At 39.6% G+C, this 20,358-nt stretch carries 17 protein-coding genes; 8 read left to right on the top strand and 9 right to left on the bottom strand.

Annotated features, from left to right (window positions below; translation table 11 throughout):
• The first annotated feature begins 2 nt into the window (after positions 1 to 2).
• The gene (gene rsmA, locus NYP65_RS04400) at positions 3 to 893 is read left to right on the top strand and encodes a 16S rRNA (adenine(1518)-N(6)/adenine(1519)-N(6))-dimethyltransferase RsmA (RefSeq protein WP_473410671.1); all 891 of its coding nucleotides are present in this window, start codon (positions 3 to 5) and stop codon (positions 891 to 893) included.
• Between the two features lie 114 nt (positions 894 to 1,007).
• Positions 1,008 to 1,631, top strand: coding sequence for a LytR C-terminal domain-containing protein (locus tag NYP65_RS04395; RefSeq protein WP_060785781.1), 624 nt, complete (start codon positions 1,008 to 1,010; stop codon positions 1,629 to 1,631).
• 48 nt (positions 1,632 to 1,679) lie between these two features.
• Here the strand turns inward: NYP65_RS04395 and NYP65_RS04390 are convergent, their stop codons facing one another.
• Positions 1,680 to 3,149, bottom strand: coding sequence for a CCA tRNA nucleotidyltransferase (locus NYP65_RS04390; protein ID WP_473410670.1), 1,470 nt, complete (start codon positions 3,147 to 3,149; stop codon positions 1,680 to 1,682).
• A 42-nt stretch (positions 3,150 to 3,191) separates the two neighbouring features.
• Here NYP65_RS04390 and NYP65_RS04385 point away from each other — a divergent pair, with 42 nt between their 5' ends.
• The 5 genes from NYP65_RS04385 (at position 3,192) to trxB (ending at position 11,871) form a co-directional block, all read left to right on the top strand.
• The gene (locus NYP65_RS04385) at positions 3,192 to 3,956 is read left to right on the top strand and encodes an NUDIX hydrolase (RefSeq protein ID WP_032815375.1); all 765 of its coding nucleotides are present in this window, start codon (positions 3,192 to 3,194) and stop codon (positions 3,954 to 3,956) included.
• Complete coding sequence (locus tag NYP65_RS04380) at positions 3,919 to 6,276, top strand: DUF6049 family protein (RefSeq protein ID WP_473410669.1); 2,358 nt, start codon at positions 3,919 to 3,921, stop codon at positions 6,274 to 6,276. The genes NYP65_RS04385 and NYP65_RS04380 overlap by 38 nt, the downstream gene beginning before the upstream one ends.
• Positions 6,273 to 8,078 carry a murein biosynthesis integral membrane protein MurJ gene (murJ, locus tag NYP65_RS04375; protein ID WP_004131159.1) on the top strand — a complete coding sequence of 602 codons (1,806 nt, stop codon included), beginning with the start codon at positions 6,273 to 6,275 and terminating at the stop codon, positions 8,076 to 8,078. The genes NYP65_RS04380 and murJ overlap by 4 nt, the downstream gene beginning before the upstream one ends.
• A gap of 210 nt (positions 8,079 to 8,288) precedes the next feature.
• Positions 8,289 to 10,880: a protein kinase family protein gene (locus tag NYP65_RS04370; protein ID WP_473410668.1), complete on the top strand. Its 2,592-nt coding sequence runs from the start codon at positions 8,289 to 8,291 to the stop codon at positions 10,878 to 10,880.
• A gap of 37 nt (positions 10,881 to 10,917) precedes the next feature.
• Positions 10,918 to 11,871 carry a thioredoxin-disulfide reductase gene (trxB, locus tag NYP65_RS04365; RefSeq protein ID WP_115761435.1) on the top strand — a complete coding sequence of 318 codons (954 nt, stop codon included), beginning with the start codon at positions 10,918 to 10,920 and terminating at the stop codon, positions 11,869 to 11,871.
• A 65-nt stretch (positions 11,872 to 11,936) separates the two neighbouring features.
• Here trxB and NYP65_RS04360 read toward each other — a convergent pair whose 3' ends face one another.
• The 8 genes from NYP65_RS04360 to rpmH all read right to left on the bottom strand — a co-directional run bounded on the left by NYP65_RS04360 (position 11,937) and on the right by rpmH (position 18,095).
• Positions 11,937 to 13,301: a ParB/RepB/Spo0J family partition protein gene (locus NYP65_RS04360; protein WP_101889480.1), complete on the bottom strand. Its 1,365-nt coding sequence runs from the start codon at positions 13,299 to 13,301 to the stop codon at positions 11,937 to 11,939.
• A gap of 2 nt (positions 13,302 to 13,303) precedes the next feature.
• Positions 13,304 to 14,251, bottom strand: a complete 948-nt coding sequence (locus NYP65_RS04355) for a ParA family protein (RefSeq protein ID WP_004131167.1) — start codon at positions 14,249 to 14,251, stop codon at positions 13,304 to 13,306.
• 267 nt (positions 14,252 to 14,518) lie between these two features.
• Positions 14,519 to 15,226 carry a 16S rRNA (guanine(527)-N(7))-methyltransferase RsmG gene (gene rsmG, locus NYP65_RS04350; RefSeq protein ID WP_004131168.1) on the bottom strand — a complete coding sequence of 236 codons (708 nt, stop codon included), beginning with the start codon at positions 15,224 to 15,226 and terminating at the stop codon, positions 14,519 to 14,521.
• A 95-nt stretch (positions 15,227 to 15,321) separates the two neighbouring features.
• Positions 15,322 to 15,900: a Jag family protein gene (locus tag NYP65_RS04345; RefSeq protein ID WP_004131169.1), complete on the bottom strand. Its 579-nt coding sequence runs from the start codon at positions 15,898 to 15,900 to the stop codon at positions 15,322 to 15,324.
• Between the two features lie 140 nt (positions 15,901 to 16,040).
• Positions 16,041 to 17,051 (bottom strand): membrane protein insertase YidC, encoded by a 1,011-nt coding sequence (gene yidC / locus NYP65_RS04340; RefSeq protein ID WP_473410667.1) that lies wholly within the window; start codon positions 17,049 to 17,051, stop codon positions 16,041 to 16,043.
• Positions 17,051 to 17,371 (bottom strand): membrane protein insertion efficiency factor YidD, encoded by a 321-nt coding sequence (gene yidD, locus NYP65_RS04335; RefSeq protein WP_004131171.1) that lies wholly within the window; start codon positions 17,369 to 17,371, stop codon positions 17,051 to 17,053. Before yidD ends, yidC begins: the two co-directional genes overlap by 1 nt.
• Before the next feature lie 17 nt (positions 17,372 to 17,388).
• Positions 17,389 to 17,940 (bottom strand): ribonuclease P protein component, encoded by a 552-nt coding sequence (gene rnpA / locus NYP65_RS04330; protein ID WP_004131172.1) that lies wholly within the window; start codon positions 17,938 to 17,940, stop codon positions 17,389 to 17,391.
• A gap of 20 nt (positions 17,941 to 17,960) precedes the next feature.
• Positions 17,961 to 18,095: a 50S ribosomal protein L34 gene (gene rpmH, locus NYP65_RS04325; RefSeq protein WP_004114029.1), complete on the bottom strand. Its 135-nt coding sequence runs from the start codon at positions 18,093 to 18,095 to the stop codon at positions 17,961 to 17,963.
• A gap of 343 nt (positions 18,096 to 18,438) precedes the next feature.
• On the opposite strand from rpmH, the gene dnaA reads away from it, so the two are divergent.
• Complete coding sequence (gene dnaA, locus NYP65_RS04320; RefSeq protein ID WP_415684588.1) at positions 18,439 to 20,262, top strand: chromosomal replication initiator protein DnaA; 1,824 nt, start codon at positions 18,439 to 18,441, stop codon at positions 20,260 to 20,262.
• Positions 20,263 to 20,358 lie beyond the last annotated feature (96 nt).

The following is a 20,358-nucleotide window of genomic DNA, read 5'->3' as shown; positions in this document are numbered from 1 at the left end:
GTTTGGATGGTATTAAATTGACGAAAGATAATATTGAAAATCAACAAGGCCGTCTTCTTGGAGCAGCTGATATTCGCGCAATCGCAGCACAAGAGGGCATTACGCCTACAAAAAAGTTTGGTCAAAATTTTGTTATTGACCCAGGAACAGTTAAAAAAATCGTTGCTGCGTCAAAAATTAATTCAAACGATTTTGTTATGGAAGTAGGCCCTGGTCTTGGCTCTCTTACACTTGCGATTCTTCAAGCGGGCGCAAATCTTACTGCTGTAGAAATAGATCCGCATCTTGCTAAGCGTTTGCCAAAAACTGTTAAAGAGTTTATGCCTAATGCTTTAGAACGGTTTAATGTGATTCTTAAAGACGCGTTAGAGGTAAATGCTCAAGACGTTCCCGATTTAGCAAAAGCGGCGCACTTTACGCTTGTTGCAAATCTTCCATACAACGTTGCAACACCGATTATTCTTACTCTTTTAGAAAAATTCGATAATCTTACAAGCTTTCTTGTAATGGTTCAAAAAGAAGTTGCAGATCGCTTATGCGCGCAGCCTGGCAATAAAACGTATGGCACTCCAAGCGTAAAGTTGGCATGGTACGGTACTGCTCAAAAAGCTGGTTTGATTGGCAGAAACGTATTTTGGCCTGCTCCAAACGTTGACTCCGCGCTAGTGTACTTTAAGAGAAACGATAATCCAAAAGGCAGCGAGCAAGAAAAAGAAAAAGTGTTTAAGATTATTGATGCGGCATTCCAGCAGAGAAGAAAAACGCTAAACGCAGCACTAAAGAGCATTGTTTCTAAAGAAGCCTACGAACTTTCTAAGATTGATTCAACAAGACGAGGCGAAACTTTAACTTGCGACGAATTTTTAGCTCTGTCTAAAACTTTTAACAGTTAAAATACGCTTATAAACGCCGTCATGCATAGTAAGTAAAATAGCTAACACTTATGCATACGCATATGCACGCACAATGCGCACAATACAAGCACACAGCACAGATCGGAAGTTAGCATGACGCAGTTTTACGACGAGCGACTAGCCCGAAGAGAGTTCATGTATCAAAGAAAACGATTTGTGCTATCGTCTGTTGCAATCGGAGTTGCAATTGCATTTGTTCTAGCTCTTATTGTGCAATCTCATCTTTTTGGAATTGGTGCTCCTAGAACTCCAGAAGTCGACCCAAACTATGGCGTTCAAGCGCCTTGTGCTGTAAAAAACAAAGACGAAAATAAAGCGTCTTATATAGATAATCGTGCTGTTTCTATACGCGTTCTAAATGGAACAAAATTCCGCGGATTCGCGCGAGCAGTCGGGGAAGGCCTTAGAAATCGCGGTTTTAACTTAATCGAAGTTGGAAATAGCGAAACACGCGTTAAGCGCACAACAATCTATTTTGGAAAACAGTCGATTAACGAAGCTTATACACTAGTTGCCAATTTTAAGGACGCTATTTTGCGCATGGACGACCGTCAAGATAAGCTTATTGACATTGTTTTAGGAACCACTTTTAGCAATCTTCGTCCTAAAACCGACGTTCCTGCTGCTGGAGCTACGATTAACGAGATTAGAGGCTGCGCAGCGTATAACACAATTAAGAATCTTCCAAAAGCTGCAAACCACAAGCCTATTCAGTAGTATTCTAGCTTGTATAGACGCTTATATAGACGCTTTGCGTGATTCGCTTTATTCAGCTTGACTTTCGTACCATTTTTTAAGCTCTTCAACAGCAACACTGTGCTCTACAGGACCATTATCTAGTCTGTATTCCAACATGTGCTTGTATGCCTTCCCAACAATCGGTCCAGGCTCTAGGCCAAGAAGATTCATGATTTCATTGCCATCCAAGTCTGGACGAATTGCGTTAAAATCTTCCTGCTTTTTTAATTCGCGTACGCGATCTTCCATCTCGTCCATCGCATGCTCAAACATAAGCGACTTGCGCTTGTTTTGAGTAGTAGCATCTGCGCGCGTTAGGCGATTTAGACGCTCGTACAAATGCCCAGAATCCTTAACATACCTTCTAACTGCAGAATCCGTCCAAGGCTCGTCTACGTAGCCGTGGAATCGCAAATGCAAATTCACAAGCTCGCTTACATCGTCAATAATATGATGGTCAAAATGCAAAGCTTTCATGCGCTTTCGAGTCATTTTAGCTCCAACAATATCGTGATGATGGAAGCTAACTTTTCCGCCGTCTTCAAACTTTCTAGTGCGCGGCTTACCAATATCGTGCAAAAGAGCAGCAAGTCGCAAAGTTAAATCTGGCCCAGGAACCGCACCTTCGTCATCTGTTTCAAGCGCTATTGCGCGCTCAAGAACCATCATTGTGTGCTCAAAAACATCCTTATGCCTGTGATGCTCGTCGATTTCTAAGCGCAAAGCAGGAATTTCTGGCAAAACCCTATCTGCAATACCAGAATCAACCATTGCTTCAATTCCTGCGCGCGGATTTGCCGAAAGAAGCATCTTTGTTATTTCGTCGCGAACGCGCTCCGCAGAAACAATATCTAATCTAGAAACCATGCTCAAAATGGCCTCAGCCGTGCTTGCTTCAATAGTGAAACCAAGTTGAGCAACAAAGCGAACAGCACGCATCATTCTTAAAGGATCGTCGTCAAAAGATTGACGTGGGTCTACCGGAGTTCGCAAAATACCTTTAGATAAGTCGCTTGCTCCGCCAAATGGATCCACAAATTCTAGACTTGGCACGCGCAAAGCCATTGCGTTTACAGTAAAATCGCGTCTAGAAAGATCACCTTCCAAAGTATCGCCATATTTTACTTCTGGCTTTCTGGAATCTGGATTATAAGCATCGCATCTGTAAGTTGTTATCTCTACTTTTACTTCGGTTCCGTCTTTTCTGCGCTTCAAAGCTCCAAGCGTGCCAAACTTTCGACCCATGTCCCAAAAACCGTCATGACCCCAAGACCTAAGAAGTGACTCAAACTCTTCTGGCTTAGCAGATGTGCAAAAGTCAAGATCGTGCGAAACTCTATGCAAAAGCATGTCTCGCACAGGACCGCCAACAAGCGCCAACTCGTAATTGTGATCGGCAAATAATTTACCCAACTCTATGGCTTCTGGCCAAACTTCAAAGTTCACAGACACGCTTAAAAACACCCTTTCAGCAAAAATCAAACTACATTCCAGCATACCGTTACCCCAATGCACAGCGGATTGAGTAAGGTGGAGTGTATGGTTACTCCGAAAGACTTAAGACGCATGCTCGCCAGAGCCTCGGATAATCATACCCAAAACACTCCAAGCATCCGAGTCACTCCTCTTGATGTTGCTAGAATGAAAAGCAAAATTCAACCGCAACAAGCCGAAGAAGAGGAGTCGATTTTTGTTGATATTTCGGGCTTTTCAGGCAGCTACACTGTTGAAAACATTCATGTTAATATAACGGAATCCAGGCAGCAAATATCTTCTATTAATGCTCCTTCTCCTGCATTAATGCCTCAAAGAAGAGTTAATGACGGCCCTAAAACTTTTGCTTCTCTAGACGCACAGGATTTGCCTATTGTTCGAGAATATTCCGCTGGAGGATTAGTTTTTGACTCTCTTGGGCGTGTCGCGGTTATAGCACGACATTCGCGAAGTGGACACATGGAATGGTGCTTGCCAAAAGGCCATATTGAAAAAGGCGAAACACCGCAACAAACAGCAGTTAGAGAGATTCGCGAAGAAACGGGTATTCTTGGCGAAGTTGTTGATTCAATTGCAACTATCGACTACTGGTTTACTGGAACAAGCCAGCGTGTGCATAAACTTGTTCACCACTTTGCGCTTAAGTATGTTAGCGGCGAATTATCTGTTCTTGGAGACCCAGATCACGAAGCAGAAGACGCGATTTGGGTTGATTTTAAGAACCTTAACGACATTTTGAGCTACCCAAACGAACGAAAAATAGCATGGATGTATGCTAAAAAGGCGAATAGGCGGCAAAACCGTGATTAACGTTACTAACGTGATTAATGTGATTGATTTTTCAAAAAACCAGTTGCGTAAGTCGCAAAAAAACGCGTTTTTAAGACTTTGCGTAACCACAGTTCTAATGGCACTCTTGCTTGCGATTTTCCCATTTTTCTTCGCACCAAAAATCGCGTATGCTAATCAGTCTTCCCTAAGCTCCTACTCTTTGTATAACACAAAATCCAAAGGAATCTCGCTAAAAATCGTAAAGTCAACTTCGATTCTTACAGATAAAAGCGGATACCACATTAGTCTTCTGCTTAAAAACAACAGTTCTAAAGATTTTCCAGAAGGCAAAATTCAAGTCACTTTTAACCCTTGGTACACTTTTATGTCTAGAACCGACTTGCAAAAATGGAGCCAAGCCGAGTCTAGGATTCCAACGCCTCAACTAATAGGCGAAGTTAGTGTTCCAGCGCTTGAAAGCGGAAAATCCTATAGCGCGCAAATCGACGTTGATGCAAACAGTCAAAATCTTTCAAACATTATTTATTGGGGTCCAAAACCTGTTTCAATAACGTATTCTTCTTTAGATTTTAAGCATTATTATTCTGTTAAATCGTTTGTAACTCGAGCAAATATTGGCATTAAAAACGTTCAGACTCCACCAATTAATGTGACTTTACTAATGCCAATAATCGCAAAATCTTCCGATTGGCGTTTTAACATTAGCAAGCACAATATTTCTCCTTCTATTAACGCCATTAGTGAATCGCAAGAAGATTTGTCAGGCTCTACAACAGGCTCTACAACAGGCTCTACAACAGGCTCCACAACTAACAGAAAAATCAGACTTAGTAAAAGCAGCATTAAGCGCATTACTTCTTTGATAAATCTTGTTCAAAAGCATCCAAAGTTGCAAACAATAGCAGACCCAAACACTCTTAAATTTAGTGAACCAACATTTACGCCTTCCGTATTTATGCAAAATAACGGTTTTAACATAAGCAGGTATGCGGAATCTGAAAATCATGTTTCTTATAAACTAGCTGGAATTGACTCAGATTCTTGGAGCAAAAAATCATCTGTATTAGAAAATTCAACAACAAAGCCACTAAATCTTGATTCCTACGCTTTTCAAACAGGCGAAAAATGGACTCTACGCGCACTAGAGAAGGCTGCCGCAAACGGATACAAAACAGTAGTGGCCACTAGCGGATTCGACCCTCTAGCAAACCGTTTTGCCGCAAAAAATGGTGTTTACGAGGTTCAAACATCTTCGGGAAGCGTAAAAGTGCTTTCTTGCCAAGAAACGCTTAACGAATTAATAAATGGACATTTTACAAGCGCTCAATCGGCAGCAGAAACTACTAGCGCAGGACTTCTAAACAGACTTGCAGCACAAAGCGCCTTCTACCAGATGGAACAGCCTTATATGCCTAGGCATTTGCTACTAACGTTTAGCCCAGATTCTTCTATACCTTTAATTGAATCAGTTGTAAGCATTCTAGAAAAATCGCCTTGGATTAGTCTTCTAGATATAAATTCTTTAACACACTCAAAAGCGATTACTAAAGAGCACCTTGGATATAGCCCAGTTCCTAAGGCGAGTGCAATCGAAGGAAAATCATTAATCGCAAGCAAAGCTAAGATTAGCCAACTAGCTTCCGATAGAATGCTAGTAAACCAATTTATAAACAGCATTCTTGATCAAAATGAGCTTAATAACCATAAAACCAGCGAATCAGATGCTCAATCTCTTGCAAAGCAAAACGCAAAGCTAAAAATTAATCAAAATAGCAAAATCTGGAGTGAAAATCTTATTAAACTTTTTGACGCAATGGCTCAAAGAGAGCTAGATAATACGTTAAATAGTGCTAGCAAATCAAACAGTAGCGCTAGCGAATCGCAGACACAAACCAAAAACGGCACTCACGATTTGGCTAAAATGCTCATTTCTGGAATAAATATTATTCCTCCAAAAGACGTTACTCTTGTAAGCGAAACAGCAACCATGCCGATTACAATCAGCAACACAAACCCATACCCGATTAGCGTATATTTAACTGCGTATACCAATTCTATGGAAATAGTAACTAGAAGAAAAACACCAGTTAAAATCGCAGCAAATAGCGAATCCCAGGTGATTTTGCCACTTAGATCTACAACATCTAGCAAAGTTAAAGCCACTTTTGCTCTAGAAGATAGAAACCACAACGTTTTTAGTAGCACTAAAGAGACGGCAATCACAAGCACGCTGCAAATCAGCGATAAAAGCGGTACGATTATTATAATATTTGCTTTTGCACTTGGAGCTTTTGGGCTTTTCAGGCAGTTTAATCGTAAAAAGGATCCAGACGAATGAATTCAGTAGGCCGCAACTCGATTATAATGGCAAGCGGCACAGCCGCTTCTAGAATCACTGGCCAGATTAGAACAATTTTGCTCGCCGCAGCCCTTGGCACAACTGGTTTGGCAGCAAACGCTTACCAGGCTGGGTCTATGATTCCTCAGCTTATTTATACGCTTGTTTCTGGCGGAATTTTCAATGCTGTTCTTGTTCCACAAATCGTTAAGACTCTAGAAAAACAAGATGCAAAAAATAGGCTAAATAAGCTAATAACATTTGCTATTATTCTGCTTTTAGGCGTAACCGCTTTAATGGCGATTGCCACACCTGTTTTAACATGGCTTTACGTTGGATCAAACCCAGCAATGATTGCACTTACAAACGCTTTTACGCTATGGTGTATGCCTCAAATATTCTTCTACGGCCTTTATACCGTACTCGGCCAAGTTCTGGCTGCTAAAGGCAAATTTGCAATGTATGCTTGGAGCTCGGTTGCTGCAAACATTGTTAGTTGCACGGGATTTGGCGTGTTTATTGCGATTTTTGGAAAGGCAAGTAGACAGCCTGCGCATTTTTGGAACAACACTACAATGCTTTTAACTGCAGGCTTTTGGACTTTAGGCGTTGCAGCTCAAGCACTTGTTTTGTTTATTCCTCTTAAAAAAATCGGATTAAAGTATAAGCCAAGTTTTGGCATTAGTGGCATTGGCTTGCGCTCTATGGGACCTGTTGCAGCTTGGAGTTTTGCAATAGTGGCTGTTAGTCAGCTTTCTACAATGGCTACAACTCACATAACAACAAGCGCACCTTCTATAGCCGAAGAAACATTGGGATTAAGCCAATTTGATGTTGCAGGAAACGCCACTTTTCAAAACGCATACACAATGTTTATTCTGCCATATTCGCTTATAGCTGTATCGGTTGCAACCGCTGTTTTTCCAAAGATCTCCAAGTCGATTGCACAACACGATTTATCTACAGTTCGCGCAGATTTAAGCTCCTGCATTAGAAGCGTTAGCATTTTAATGTGCTTCTTTAGCGTTGCTTTTATTGTTATTCCAATGCCTATCTCTTTGGCTCTTTTGCCTTCAATTAGCATAAAAGAAGCATACTTAATGGCGGATCCGCTTATGATGCTTTCGATTGGCTTGCCACTATCTAGCGCCTATTTGATTATTCAACGCACATTCTACGCTTTTGAAGACGGAAAGCATCCATTTATGTTTTGTGCAGCGCAACTTTGCGTAGAGCTTGTTATTGTGTTTTCTTGCATAAAGTTCCTTCCACCAAACTACTGGGTTAGCGCTTTAGCAGCAGCTGCATCATTTAGCTACATTCTTACTTTCCCTGCGCTTGTTAAAATGATTAGGTCTCGTTTTAACAATAATTTAGACGATAAGCAGCTTATTGTTACTCACATAAAGGTGATTGCGGCTTCGATTGTTTCTATTGTTGTTGGAATTTTGACTAGAGAATTTATTTACAAGTGGATTTCTTTAGATTCACCAAAGCTTCGTGGTGTTAATCGATGGTTGCTTGCGATTTTTGTTTGCGCAATTATAACTATTATTCTTGTAATCGTTTACGTATCTACTCTTTTGCTTTTAAGAACAAGCGAATTGGCGATTATTATTAATCCAATTCTTAAAAAAATCGGCGTAAAATGGTCGTTCTTGCTAAATCTTGAGCGCGCAAATGCTGTTAAAAGTAATGTAAAAAGTAATGCCAAAAACAGCAGCGAAAGCAGCGGCAAAAATGGCAACAAAAATAATTCGTCTCGCATTGTTCGTTCAAAAATAGGCAAAAACAGTGCATAATGTGCAATAAAAGGCCACAATAGTCAACAATAATCGTCACAATACAAGTTGATAATCATAAATCAACACAGTGAGCAATAATTAAATCAAAATAAATAAACAACAATAATTGCAAAATAAGGAGCGTTTTACTAAATTCTTCAATTACAATAATTGATGGGATTTATTATTTACGCATATTCATTACTCATGTAGGAAGCCGGGGAGTAGATGAAACCTCAGTTGGGAGATATTATACTTAATCGCTATGCTCTAATATCACCTTTGCGAGAAGAAGCAGGCGTTCAAGTATGGAAAGCTAGCGACCGCATACTTGCTAGAGATTGCCAGCTCTTTATTGTGCGCGACCGTAGATTCCTTCCCGAAGTAAACACAATATCTTCTACTCTTGCACTATCTAGAATCCGCAAATTTACGCCAGTTCTAAAAATTCACAACATAGATGACGTTGCAATTATTATAACTGAGTTGGATTCTGGAATAACTGTAGACGACTACATAAAATCACATAGCTCTACACTTAGCTACGAAGCTATACGCTCTATTGTTGCCGAAGCAGCAAATGCACTTAGCAAACTTCTTGCATCTGGAATAACTCATTATGCTATTTCAACAAACACAGTAAGAATCACAAATAATGGAGTAGAGCTAGCTTGCGCGCCAATAAGCCCTCTACTAAAAGACGTTACTGTTGAATATTCAAAGCAAGATTCGCAAGACAAACAAGATAAGCCGAATACTAAAAATAAGCAAGACGCACAGGATTCGCAAGACAAGAGCGACAATCAAAACAAAAACGAAGAACAGTCTAAAGACTTGCCACAAAGTATAGAAAACATTGCAACACATCAGCTTTCCGCACTTTTATATGCTCTTCTTACTCGTACAGGATACAAGCAAAATAACACAGTTTTTAACGTTTCTAGACTTGCAGACGGCGTTCCTGGCGAATTTGTTATGATTTGCAAAAGAGGCCTTTCTTCTGCTAAGGATTCAAGCATTATTCCAATGGCATCTATTGGGGAGCTTCTGGCACTCTTAGGCACATATACTCCTGTTAAAAAGCTTAGCGAAAAAGATATTATTCTTAACAACGATGCAAGCGAATCTTCTATTCAAAAAGCACTACTTTTACCTTGCAAAGACGAAGATCTTGTTGATTTTCCAGAAGGATTATCTAAGAACGAAGATTTGCTTGAAAACCAATTATCAAGTCAAGAATCTATTGGTATTTTAGATTCAAGTGATTTATCAATAAAAAATGAAGACGAAAAGCCTAACAAGTTTGGCAAAAACGCTAAAAATACTGGTCTTAAAAATGCAAGCAAAACCATTGGTGCATTGAGCGCTTTGCTAAAAAGAAATGGTGATAATTCTGAGAAAAAACTTGATTCTTTACCAGAGTCCGATTCAACTGGAACAGACTACGACTTCCACGATATTGCTGCAGCAGAAATGGCGAATATTTTAGCTCCAACTGAGCTAGACGCCGATGATTCAATTTTCCACAATTTGTCTTCAACATACACAAGTTTCCCTGGCTATTCAACCGATAAATCGCAAGCAAGCGAAGAGAATAAGGTTGGCGAAAATAAAAATAATAAAAATAACGAGAATAGCAAGAATACAAACATTGGCAATGATTCTACAAACGACTCGTACGCAAAAGAAAATGGCAATAAAAGCGCGTTAAACGCTTTAGACTCGCTAACTTCTGGAAACGATTATTCACAAAAAGATGACTTATCTTCGCCACTAATGCCTAGAAGATTCGACTTTGAAGACCTTCTAAGCAGTAACACAAGGCACACGGAGTTGCTTTCTAAGCCGCAAATCTTGCCATTAGAAGCCGAATCAACAGGAAGAGTGCCTGTTGTAGACAGCAATGGGCGTTTTGTTGCTCCTGGCGAAGAATCCGCTAGAGCGTTGCGAGAAGAGGAGCTAGAAAACGAGGAATATGGCGATTATAGCAGCCAAAATACTGGATTATTGTCTCACTCATCCATGCCTCCTAGCTTCCAGCCTCACGAGCATCAAGACGACTTAAAAGCAAAGAAATCTTCTGGTCAAAACAATGTAGACATTGCAGATGCAAAGATTTTTGGAGGACTTTCTACAAAAGTCTTAGCTATTGGCATTGTTGCATTGCTGGTAGTTGTTGTTTTTGCAATATCTTTGCATAGTCTTTTTAACTCTCACGAAGCGCCATCAAACTTTGCAAAATCTAATTCTTGGGATTCGCAAAGTGTTGAAAATGTGCCTTTTGGAAGTCAAGGTGTTCTTTCGGAAGATAAAAGCGATTCATCTAAAGAAAAGCAACCAAATAAGAACAATACGAGTAAGGCTGGCGAAAAGAAGGCTGGCGAAAAGAATAAGAGCAATAAGGATAATAAAATCTTTAAAAACAAGCATAAGAAACAAAATAAACGCAAGAAAGTAAAGCAAGTACCACCGCCTAAAATGCCTACTAACAACACGCCTTACCCTATAGATATTCAGCAATTCTTGGAAGATACGGGCAATCAGCGCGGCTACGGCTACTACATGCACTTAACTCAGCCTCAAGAAGCATACAGATTTGTTGTTTCGATTCGCTCTTCGGGCGGACATGGGTATTTGATTGCAAATTCCAAGAACGATCCTAGCGCTGGAGAAAAAGTTGCAGACTTTACTTTTGACGCTAGCGGAGTAACAGATGTAAAGTTCAAAAAGCCTATAACAGCGCAAGACTTTATCTTGTGGGTTCCACAAGGGTCTATACCAATGAATGGGCTATACATAAACTACGTTAGAATTTACTAAAAAATATTAAAACTGTTAGAAATATTAGGAATATTTTATGAAAACTGTACAAAAAAACGTAATTATTATTGGCTCTGGTCCTGCTGGGTACACTTCTGCTTTGTATTTAGCGCGCGCCGGCTACAGCCCTCTAGTTATTGCTGGAGCGCTAACACCTGGCGGGCAGCTTATGAACACTACCGAAGTGGAAAATTATCCAGGATTTGCAGACGGCATTTTAGGCCCAGACCTAATGGAAGCAATGCAAAAACAGGCAGAAAAATTCGGAGCACAAATCTTGCTTAACGATGTTATTTCTGTAGATTTTAATGGCGATTTAAAAGCGGTTACAACAGATGATGGTGTAACTTATACATCTAAGGCTGTAATCGTTTCTACGGGCTCACAAGTGCGCAAATTAGGTGTTCCAGGAGAGCAGGAGTACTCGGGCCGCGGTGTTTCTTATTGTGCAACTTGTGACGGATTCTTCTTTAGGGAAAAGCCTATTGTTGTTGTAGGCGGCGGTGATTCTGCTTTCGAAGAAGCGCTTTTCTTAACTCGTTTTGGCTCTTGCGTAACGCTTATTCATAGGCGTGATTCATTCCGCGCATCTAAGATTATGGTTGACCGCGCGCGCAAAAACAGCAAAATCAATTTTGTTTTAGATTCTGTTGTTTGCTCTGTAAACGGCGTGGATGGAGATGCACAATCTGTAACTGTTAAGAATGTTAAAACCGGCGAGACTCAAAATATTGAGGCAAGCGGCATTTTTGTTGCTATTGGACACTCCCCATCTACAAGTTTCTTAGATGGTGCTTTAGATCTTAATGAAGACGGTACTATTGCTGTGCAAGGAGCATCTACTAAAACTTCAGTTCCTGGCGTTTTTGCTGCTGGCGATGTTGTAGATAGCGTATATAGGCAAGCAATATCTGCTGCTGGCATGGGCTGCCGCGCGGCCCTTGATGCACAAGCCTATTTGAACGATTTAACTGATTTGAACGAACAATAATTTTTTGTTCCACGTGAAACAATAACCCCCAATAGTTGTATTAACAGCTTATTGGGGGTTTATTATTAATCTTTTTTATCTACTAAAATATTGACTATTCGATGCAGTTCTTCTGGAGAAGAAAATACTATTTCGATTCTTCCGTGATTTTCACTTCCCTTAATGGCCACTTTTGTGGAGAATCTATCTTCAAGCTGCTTTCTAATTGGAGAAGACACCCACTTGTTGTTTCTTTTAACTCTAGTTCTTCTAGAAGAATCGTCTCCATTGTCTACTTTAATCGAAACAATTTCTTCCGTACTGCGAACCGATAAACCTTCTGCAATAATGCGCTTTGCAAGAGCTTCCATTTCTTCTGTAGAAGCTAATGCAAGAAGAGCACGAGCGTGACCTGCAGAAAGCACTCCCGACGCAATATGCTTTTGCACACTGGCTGGCAAATTCAAAAGTCGCAAGGTGTTTGCGATTTGCGGACGAGACTTAGAAACGGACTTAGAAAGCTGAATTTGCGTAAGTCCAAAATCATCAATCATTTGAGCATAAGCTGCAGCTTCTTCTAGCGGATTTAATGCAACTCTGTGCAAATTCTCCAAAAGCGCATCCCTAAGCATGTTTTCATCCGAAGTGGTTCTAACAATCGCTGGAATCTTTTTAAGACCTGCTAATTGCGTTGCTCTCCACCTTCGCTCGCCCATTATTAACTCATAATGAGCATTGTGTAAATCATCTTTACTTACATCCTTAATTTTTCGCACAACAATCGGCTGCAAAACTCCAACCTCTTTGATTGAAGCAGATAATTCTTGAAGTTCTTCTTCATCAAAAATTGTACGTGGCTGATGAGCATTAGGAATAATATCACTTGGATCTAAATACTCTAAATACCCACCTTCAATAGGCTTTAGCTCTTGCGTTTGGCTTGTTTGTTTATCTTGCGATATTTTTTCTACAACTTTATTTTTATCATTATCTTCGTTCTTTTGCTTTGAAGAAACAAATGACTTAGAAGCAGAATCACCAAAGAAAAAGTCAATTGGCCTTGTAACGTCATCAATTGACGGCATAGAAGTTCGCTTTGCCGAATGCTTGTTTTTGCTAGCGATTGACGGCACTGTTTCACGTGAAACGGAAGTATTTTCCCCCAATTTTTGGCTTAAATGCGGGGAAATTGCGTTATCTACACTTGGTACTTTAGTAGATATCTTAGCGAAGATTTTGGTTTCACGTGAAACATTTTTTTGCGTATTTTTATCTACGATTTTACTGTCTGTTTCACGTGAAACAGTGCTCGAAGTGTCATTACTCTCTAATGTTTCATGTGAAACATCTTCAATCTTTTTGTTAGCAAACTCATCTAAACTATCTTCTCCAGGAAGTGCAGGGAATAATGCTCCCAATCCTTTCCCCAAACGCGATTTACTTGCACTCATCACTAATTACCCTCTCTTTTTGAATCAATAACAGACAAAATTACATCAGACTTATTAGCTATCTCAAATGCAGCTTCTCTATAAGACACAGCACCTGTTCCATGCGGATCGTAGGTTATAACACTTTGATTAAAACTTGGCGCTTCTGGAATCTTAACAGTTCGCGGAATAGTGGTATTAAGAACAATATTTGGATAATGATTTTTAACTTCTTGAAAAACTTCCCTACCAAGAAGAGTTCGCTTATCAAACATTGTTACAAGCATTGTAGAAACAACAAGCGCAGGATTATAGTGCTTTTGAACCAAACCAATTGTTCTAATCAACTGACCCAATCCTTCGAGCGCATAGTATTCTGCTTGAATCGGAATTAGCATCTCGTGCACAGCACACATTGCATTAATTACTAAAAGACCAAGAGAAGGTGGGCAATCAATAAAAACGTAATCGTAATGTTCGCTGCTAGAGCTTAAAAACTCATCAATTGCATTCTTAAGAAGATTATTCCTATCTTCCATTTGAGCAACTTCTAATTCAGCACCACTTAACTCGATCGAAGCTGGAACAACATCTAGCCCTGCAATATCTGGGCACTCTTGTTTAACATCAGCAATGGTCTTTCTTCCTTCAATAACATCATAAATAGAAGGATCTGCGGAAGAATGTGGTATATTCATTGCCGTAGAAGCATTACCTTGCGGATCCATATCAATTAATAAAACTTTCGAGCCGCCAACAGCCATTGCTGCCGACAAATTCACAGCGGAACTGGTTTTTCCAACTCCGCCTTTTTGATTCGCAACCGCAATAAAACGTGTAGTCTTCGGCTTAGGGAACACAACGCCATCAATGGCGTGAAAGCGACTGGTTATATCTGCCAACTCACTGCCCAAGGAAGATCCAGAATCCCCAAAAATACGTTTAATTGTATCTTCTGCTGATTCCACCATTCACACCACCCGCCCACCTATGGGAAATTACCAAACTTAACCAATTTAACCGTAGTATTTTCAAGTTTCCTTTCTTCTATGGACATAAAACACCATAAAAATTGCAGAAAATACTACAAAAATATTATAAAAACACACAGTTTCACGTGAAACATATAACATTTTTATTCAGTTTCACGTGAAACATTCAATGAAAGTTAACGCAACAAAATAATTGCGCATAAAAGTACAGAACTAAATCACAAAACTTAAATCAGCCTTTATAAATCAGCCTTTATCAATTATTACAACACTTGTTGATTGAAGGCCTTTAGCAACAGGGGCATCAACTACTCTAGGATTTAACCCTTTTACTTTTTTAATCATCTTTTCAGCTTTATCAATCTCCGCTTGTGCAGACTTTCCTTTTAACGCGATTAGTTGGCCATTCTTGCCTAATAGTGGAATGGTCCATCCAGCCAATTTTGTCATAGGTGCAACAGCTCTACATGTAACTACGTCAAAGGCTGGAATTTCGTGAGACTTAACTTTAGCAATAACTTCGTCTGATCTTCCATGAAAAACTGTAACATTTTTTAGGCTCATAACCTCTACGCATTCTTTTAACCAAAGAACTCGTCTTTCCATTGGCTCAATTAATGTTACTTTGCAATCAGGCAAACACGCAGCTACAACAATTCCTGGAAAACCTCCGCCACTTCCAACGTCTGCAATAGATTTCTTACTTGACTTTTCAACTGCTTTTTTAACAAATGGAACAACCGCAGCAGAATTTAGAATATGCCTTTCCCAAAGAATATTCATATCTCTAGGACCAACAAGGCCGCGAACTAATCCCTCTTTCTTAAGTTTCACGTGAAACATCTTGCATTTATCAAGAGCATTGCCCAAAACTTCACTCAACAAAGGGGAGTTGTCTAATTCATCTACATTGTTTTCATCTACATTGTTTTGTAAATTGTCAGCCTGTTCCATATCTAAAATCTTTTCCGCAAATCAGCCCCTCAAACAAAAAGTAACACAATAAAACATTTTTGTTCTATTGTGTTACTTTTTATTTAAGCTAATTGCTACTCTGTATATTCTTCGTCCAACTCTACGTCTACATCATCCATGTCTACATCCACATCTTCATCTAAATCATCGTCTTCAATGGCGCTTGCAGGCATATAAACAGTAACGTAGCGGTGTGGTTCTTCTCCATGAGACCTAGACCTTAAGCCTTCTTCTCTAACTGTATCGTGAATAACTTTACGCTCAAACGAATTCATTGGCTTCAAATCAACAGAATCGCCAGTTTCGCGAACTTCATCAACAGCATCCAACGCAATATCTCGCAAATGTTGACGCTTACGCTTAAGGAACCCATCAACGTCTACAATTAAGTGCGATCTTTCACCAGTTTTTTGCTGAATAGCTAGACGGCTCAATTGTTGCAAAGCATCAACAACCTCTCCATCTCTACCAATCAAATGCTTAATATCTGAATCGTCGTCTGCAACAATTTGAATCATTGGTCTATTGTTGCGAACTCCCATTTCAATATCACCTTCGTAATCAGCAATATCTAAAAGTCCTTCTAAGTAATCGGCAGCTATATCAGCTTCCTCATTGAGCTGGTCAATGCTCCTGGTCTCGTCTTGTGCCATTTACATACTCCTTAATTTCAATAAATGTCAAGAATCACAATTCTGTGTACAGTTTAACTGAAGATAAATCCAAATTTATAAATTATTTTAATAATTTTAATAAATCTAATAAATAAATTCACATTTACCTTGTTTTTACATTATTTACTTGTTTTTCGCTTGCGATTAGGCTGCTTACGTTGGAACCCTTCGGATTCTCTGCGCTTAGCTTCTTCTCGAGCCTGTTGAAGCTTTTCTTCTTCAATAGAAGGCAAACCTTCGCGCTTTCGGCGCTCGGATTCTTTTTTGTAATCGCGCTTTTCTTTTTCCTCTGCTGCAGGAGATCCTGGGGTTGGGAAGGCATACACCTGCCAAATAGAGCGAAGCATATTAATAATGTTGTTTACAAGCCAATAAACAAGCATTGCAAATGGAAGAGCAAATGCAGAGAAAACATAGATTAATGGGAATCCCCACATCATAAGTTTTTGCATTGTGTACTGGGAACCCTGCTTCGATTCTGGCGGAAGATTCTTACGAATATTGTTAAATTGCATGTACCACATTGCAGCACACATCAATATAACAAAGATTACAATAACAACTTTTCCGCCTGCTTGAACCGTCATAAACGTGTCGGAAACACCAACACCAAACACATGCGTTTTAACGAATTGCTGTGCTGTAGTAACATCAAAAGCACCCAAAGAAGCATGCTTTCCACGAGCAATGAACGGAATCACAGAAAGCGTATACCAAATACTCATAAATGCTGGGCCTTGAATCATCATTGGCAGGCAGCTTCCAGCAGGATTTGCGTTATTCTCCTGATACAGCTTCATCATTTCTCGCTGCATGGCTTCTTTGCTAGCAGAATCGTTTTTACCCTTATACTTTTGCTGAATTTTCTTCATTTTAGGAGCGATCGCTTGCATATTGCGCATACCTTTAATGCTTTTTATAAAGGCAGGGAATATGCACGCGTGCACAACAAGCACAAGAAAGACGATTGAAAGAACCCAGGAGAATCCAATTTCATTCATTCCAATAAGAACAAATAGCTTGTGGAAAAGCGCCATTACTTGAGTCATAAGCCACTCAACTGGCGTAAGGATTTTATAGAACCATCCCCAAATTCCATTATCAAGTAAAAAGTGGTCTTGATTAAACATTAGTTTTCCTTGTCTTGATCAGCCAAGGGAGTTAACCGTGGCTCTTCATGCGCTTTGGACCAAGCGCAACGATAAAAAATTGAATATTTGCGTGGTACATCGTCAATACTGCAGCTGGTCCATGGTCTACAGCGCAATAGTCGCAAAGCAGCTAGGATACCGCCCTTAAACGCTCCATAGCGGCTAATTGCTTCAATAGCGTATCTTGAGCAAGTTGGGTAGTATCGGCAGCAAGCTGGTCTATTAGCAGAAATCGCGCGTTGATACCAGCGAATCGCTTTTATAATCAAATTCGCTACAACACTTTTTCTGCTATTCATAGCTGTATCACTATTCCTTAAACCAACTTATTGTTGTTTTCGCCGATTTTCAACGATTCTGATGGTTGATTTAGTTGGCATTCTTGGTGTTCTTCTTGCGCTATTTGCTGGCTTTGATTTTGAACAATTTTGGTTATTTTCTCAAAAATCTTTTTAACCTGCTCATTTAATGATTCAAACGATGCACTAGCAGCAGTAGATTTAGCTCTTAGAACTACGTCACAACCATTTGGAAGTAACGATTGATGCTGTTTTGCTATTACTCTAAAGCGTCTTTTTACTTTATTTCTAATAACAGCTTTTCCTACGCTTTTAGATACAGCAAGCCCTAGCCTTAAGTCAGCTTCATTTTGTTGAGGCTGATTTAAGGTACCACAAAATGCCGCGGGTGTATTACCATCACGACCCGTGGCAATCTGATTCAGACTTGTTTTTTCGCCTTCGTTAAGCGCGTTTAACACGGCTATACCGCCACGCATGTTGTAATGCGCGACGATATCCCGTGAACACACCTTGCGTCGTTTTTTGAGCACCGCAACAAAATCGCGATGGCTTTTCAGCCTATCCATGCTTTACGACGCGCCCCATCTCAGGCAGATAGTGTCTTACGGCCCTTGGCGCGACGACGATTAATCACTGCGCGGCCAGCACGCGTACGCATGCGAACGCGGAAGCCGTGCTTCATGTGACGACGACGGTTGTTAGGCTGGAATGTCCTCTTCATAACTAACGCTCCTGTATTTAGCCATGCAAAAGCACGGCTCCGTATGAGTCAAGCTATACTAAATTACTATTACCCCTCACCAATAGTCAAAAAACTTTTGATTAAACGTGTTTATAAGTACGCTTTAATAAGTCAAATTTTTCAACACCGTAAAATTTTCTGTACCATTTTCACTAAATCAAACAACTTGTAAAAGTCTTGAAAAATGTGGATTAAAAGCTTTTATCTTATCCACAAATTACACACATGTTATTCACAATTAAGTATTTTCAACACGCGAGGCTGTGGATAACTTCTTAGGGTCGGAGTAAACATATTCTACTAGCACTCTTTACGCGCGCGAATGGATATGTATCTCTGTTTTGCATATCTGTTTTGTCTAAGCGTAAAGAATCGAATAAATGTTTCTGCAAGTTTATGGGGGTGTAGCATGACGGATTCTTTTAGCGATCCAAATGCGCAAGCCACTATTGTGTGGTCAAATACCCTTGCAGTATTGCGTCATAATGCCCTTTTAAGCAACCGCGATAAAAGCTGGTTTGAAAGCGTAAAACCTGAATCGATTTTTGGAACTACTATTGTTCTTTGCGTCTCTAATATAGAAACACAGCAAGCTTTGCAAAATGAGCTTAGTTCAGCTCTTCTTACATCATTAAAAATTTGTACTGGAAAAGATATGTTTCCAGCATTTAAGATTGTTTCTCAATCAGAAAATAACAATACTTCAACTAACAGTGCAGCCGCTAACATCAATGCCACTAACAGCACTTCCGATTTAAGCAATCTTAATCAAAATGTAAACGAGACTTCCCGAGTATTTTCAACATCTTTAGAAGAAAATACAAACGTTAATTCAGACTTATCTTCTTCTAAAAGCAACTCTTTAGAGAACGTAAAATCAAATTTTGGCGCACAATCTGTTGAAAATACTAACAATCTTGTAAACACTAATAGCGTTGAAAATGTTGGTTCATCTAGCAATACTCCTATTCAAAAAGATTTTGACTACGCAACCGGCTTAAATACCATGCAAAACACTGGTTTAGATGTTTCTGGTATTAATTCTGGTATTAATAATCCGCAAGCAAAAATTCCTTCTTCAATAAAAAGGGATCCCGTTACTCACTTAAATACTTGCGCAACTTTTGATACTTTTGTTCCTGGAGATTCTAATCGTTTTGCGCGCACAGTTGCTTTAGCTGTTGCAGAAGGCTCTGGAAAAGACTTTAATCCTTTATGTATTTACGGCGGATCTGGTTTAGGTAAAACACATTTGCTTAATGCTATTGGCAATTATGCTCTTGTTAAGGATTCTTCACTTAAGGTTCGTTATATTACAAGCGAGGAATTTACTAACGAATTTATTGAGGCTTTACAAAACACAAGTCAAAATCAGGGTCAAATCGCTAATTTTAATAGGCGCTTCCGCGAAGTTGATGTTCTTTTAATCGATGACATTCAGTTTTTGGGAGGAAAAGAAGCAACTCTGGAACAATTCTTCCATACTTTTAATGCTCTTTATCAAGCAAGTAAAAGAATTGTTATTGCTTCTGATGTTGCTCCTAAAAATCTTAGAGGATTTGAATCAAGACTTATTTCTAGATTTGAGTCTGGCTTAACTGTTGATATTAAGCCGCCTGATTTAGAAACCCGAATAGCCATTCTAAGAATGATGGCATTAATGAATAATTCTAACGTCCCTAGCGATGTTCTAGACCTTATTGCGGAGCGTTTTACAGAGAATATCCGTGAGCTTGAAGGTGCTTTAACTAGAGTTACAGCCGTTGCATCTTTAAGTAATCAACCTGTGAGCAAAGCCTTGGCAGAACAAGCTTTACAAGACTTCTTTGCTTCCGATATTGAAATTCGTCCAACAGATATTATTGGTCAAGTTGCTAAGTACTTCCATATGACTTTTGACGAGATTGTTGGCAGATCTAGAACTAAGAATGTTGCTTTGGCACGTCAAATTGCAATGTATTTAGCTAGAGAAATGACAAGTATGAGTCTTGTTGATATTGGCGAAGTCTTTGGCGGCCGCGATCACACGACTGTTATGCATGCTTATACGCGCATTAGCGGAGAGATGCAAGAAAAGCAGGAAATCTATAACTATGTTATGGAATTAACTGTTCGATTAAAGCAAAATCCTACGAATAAAAAGTAGTTTTACACAAATCTATACAACTCTGTTAATTAAAATAAAAAAAGTTATCCACATAGTTAGTCACAAATGTGGTTAAACCCTGCGGATAAGTGGTGG

It is taken from the genome of Gardnerella sp. c12Ub_1 (assembly GCF_055804375.1).
The sequence above is the reverse complement of the archived record's forward strand: the minus strand, read 5'-3'. Positions and strand labels throughout refer to the sequence as shown.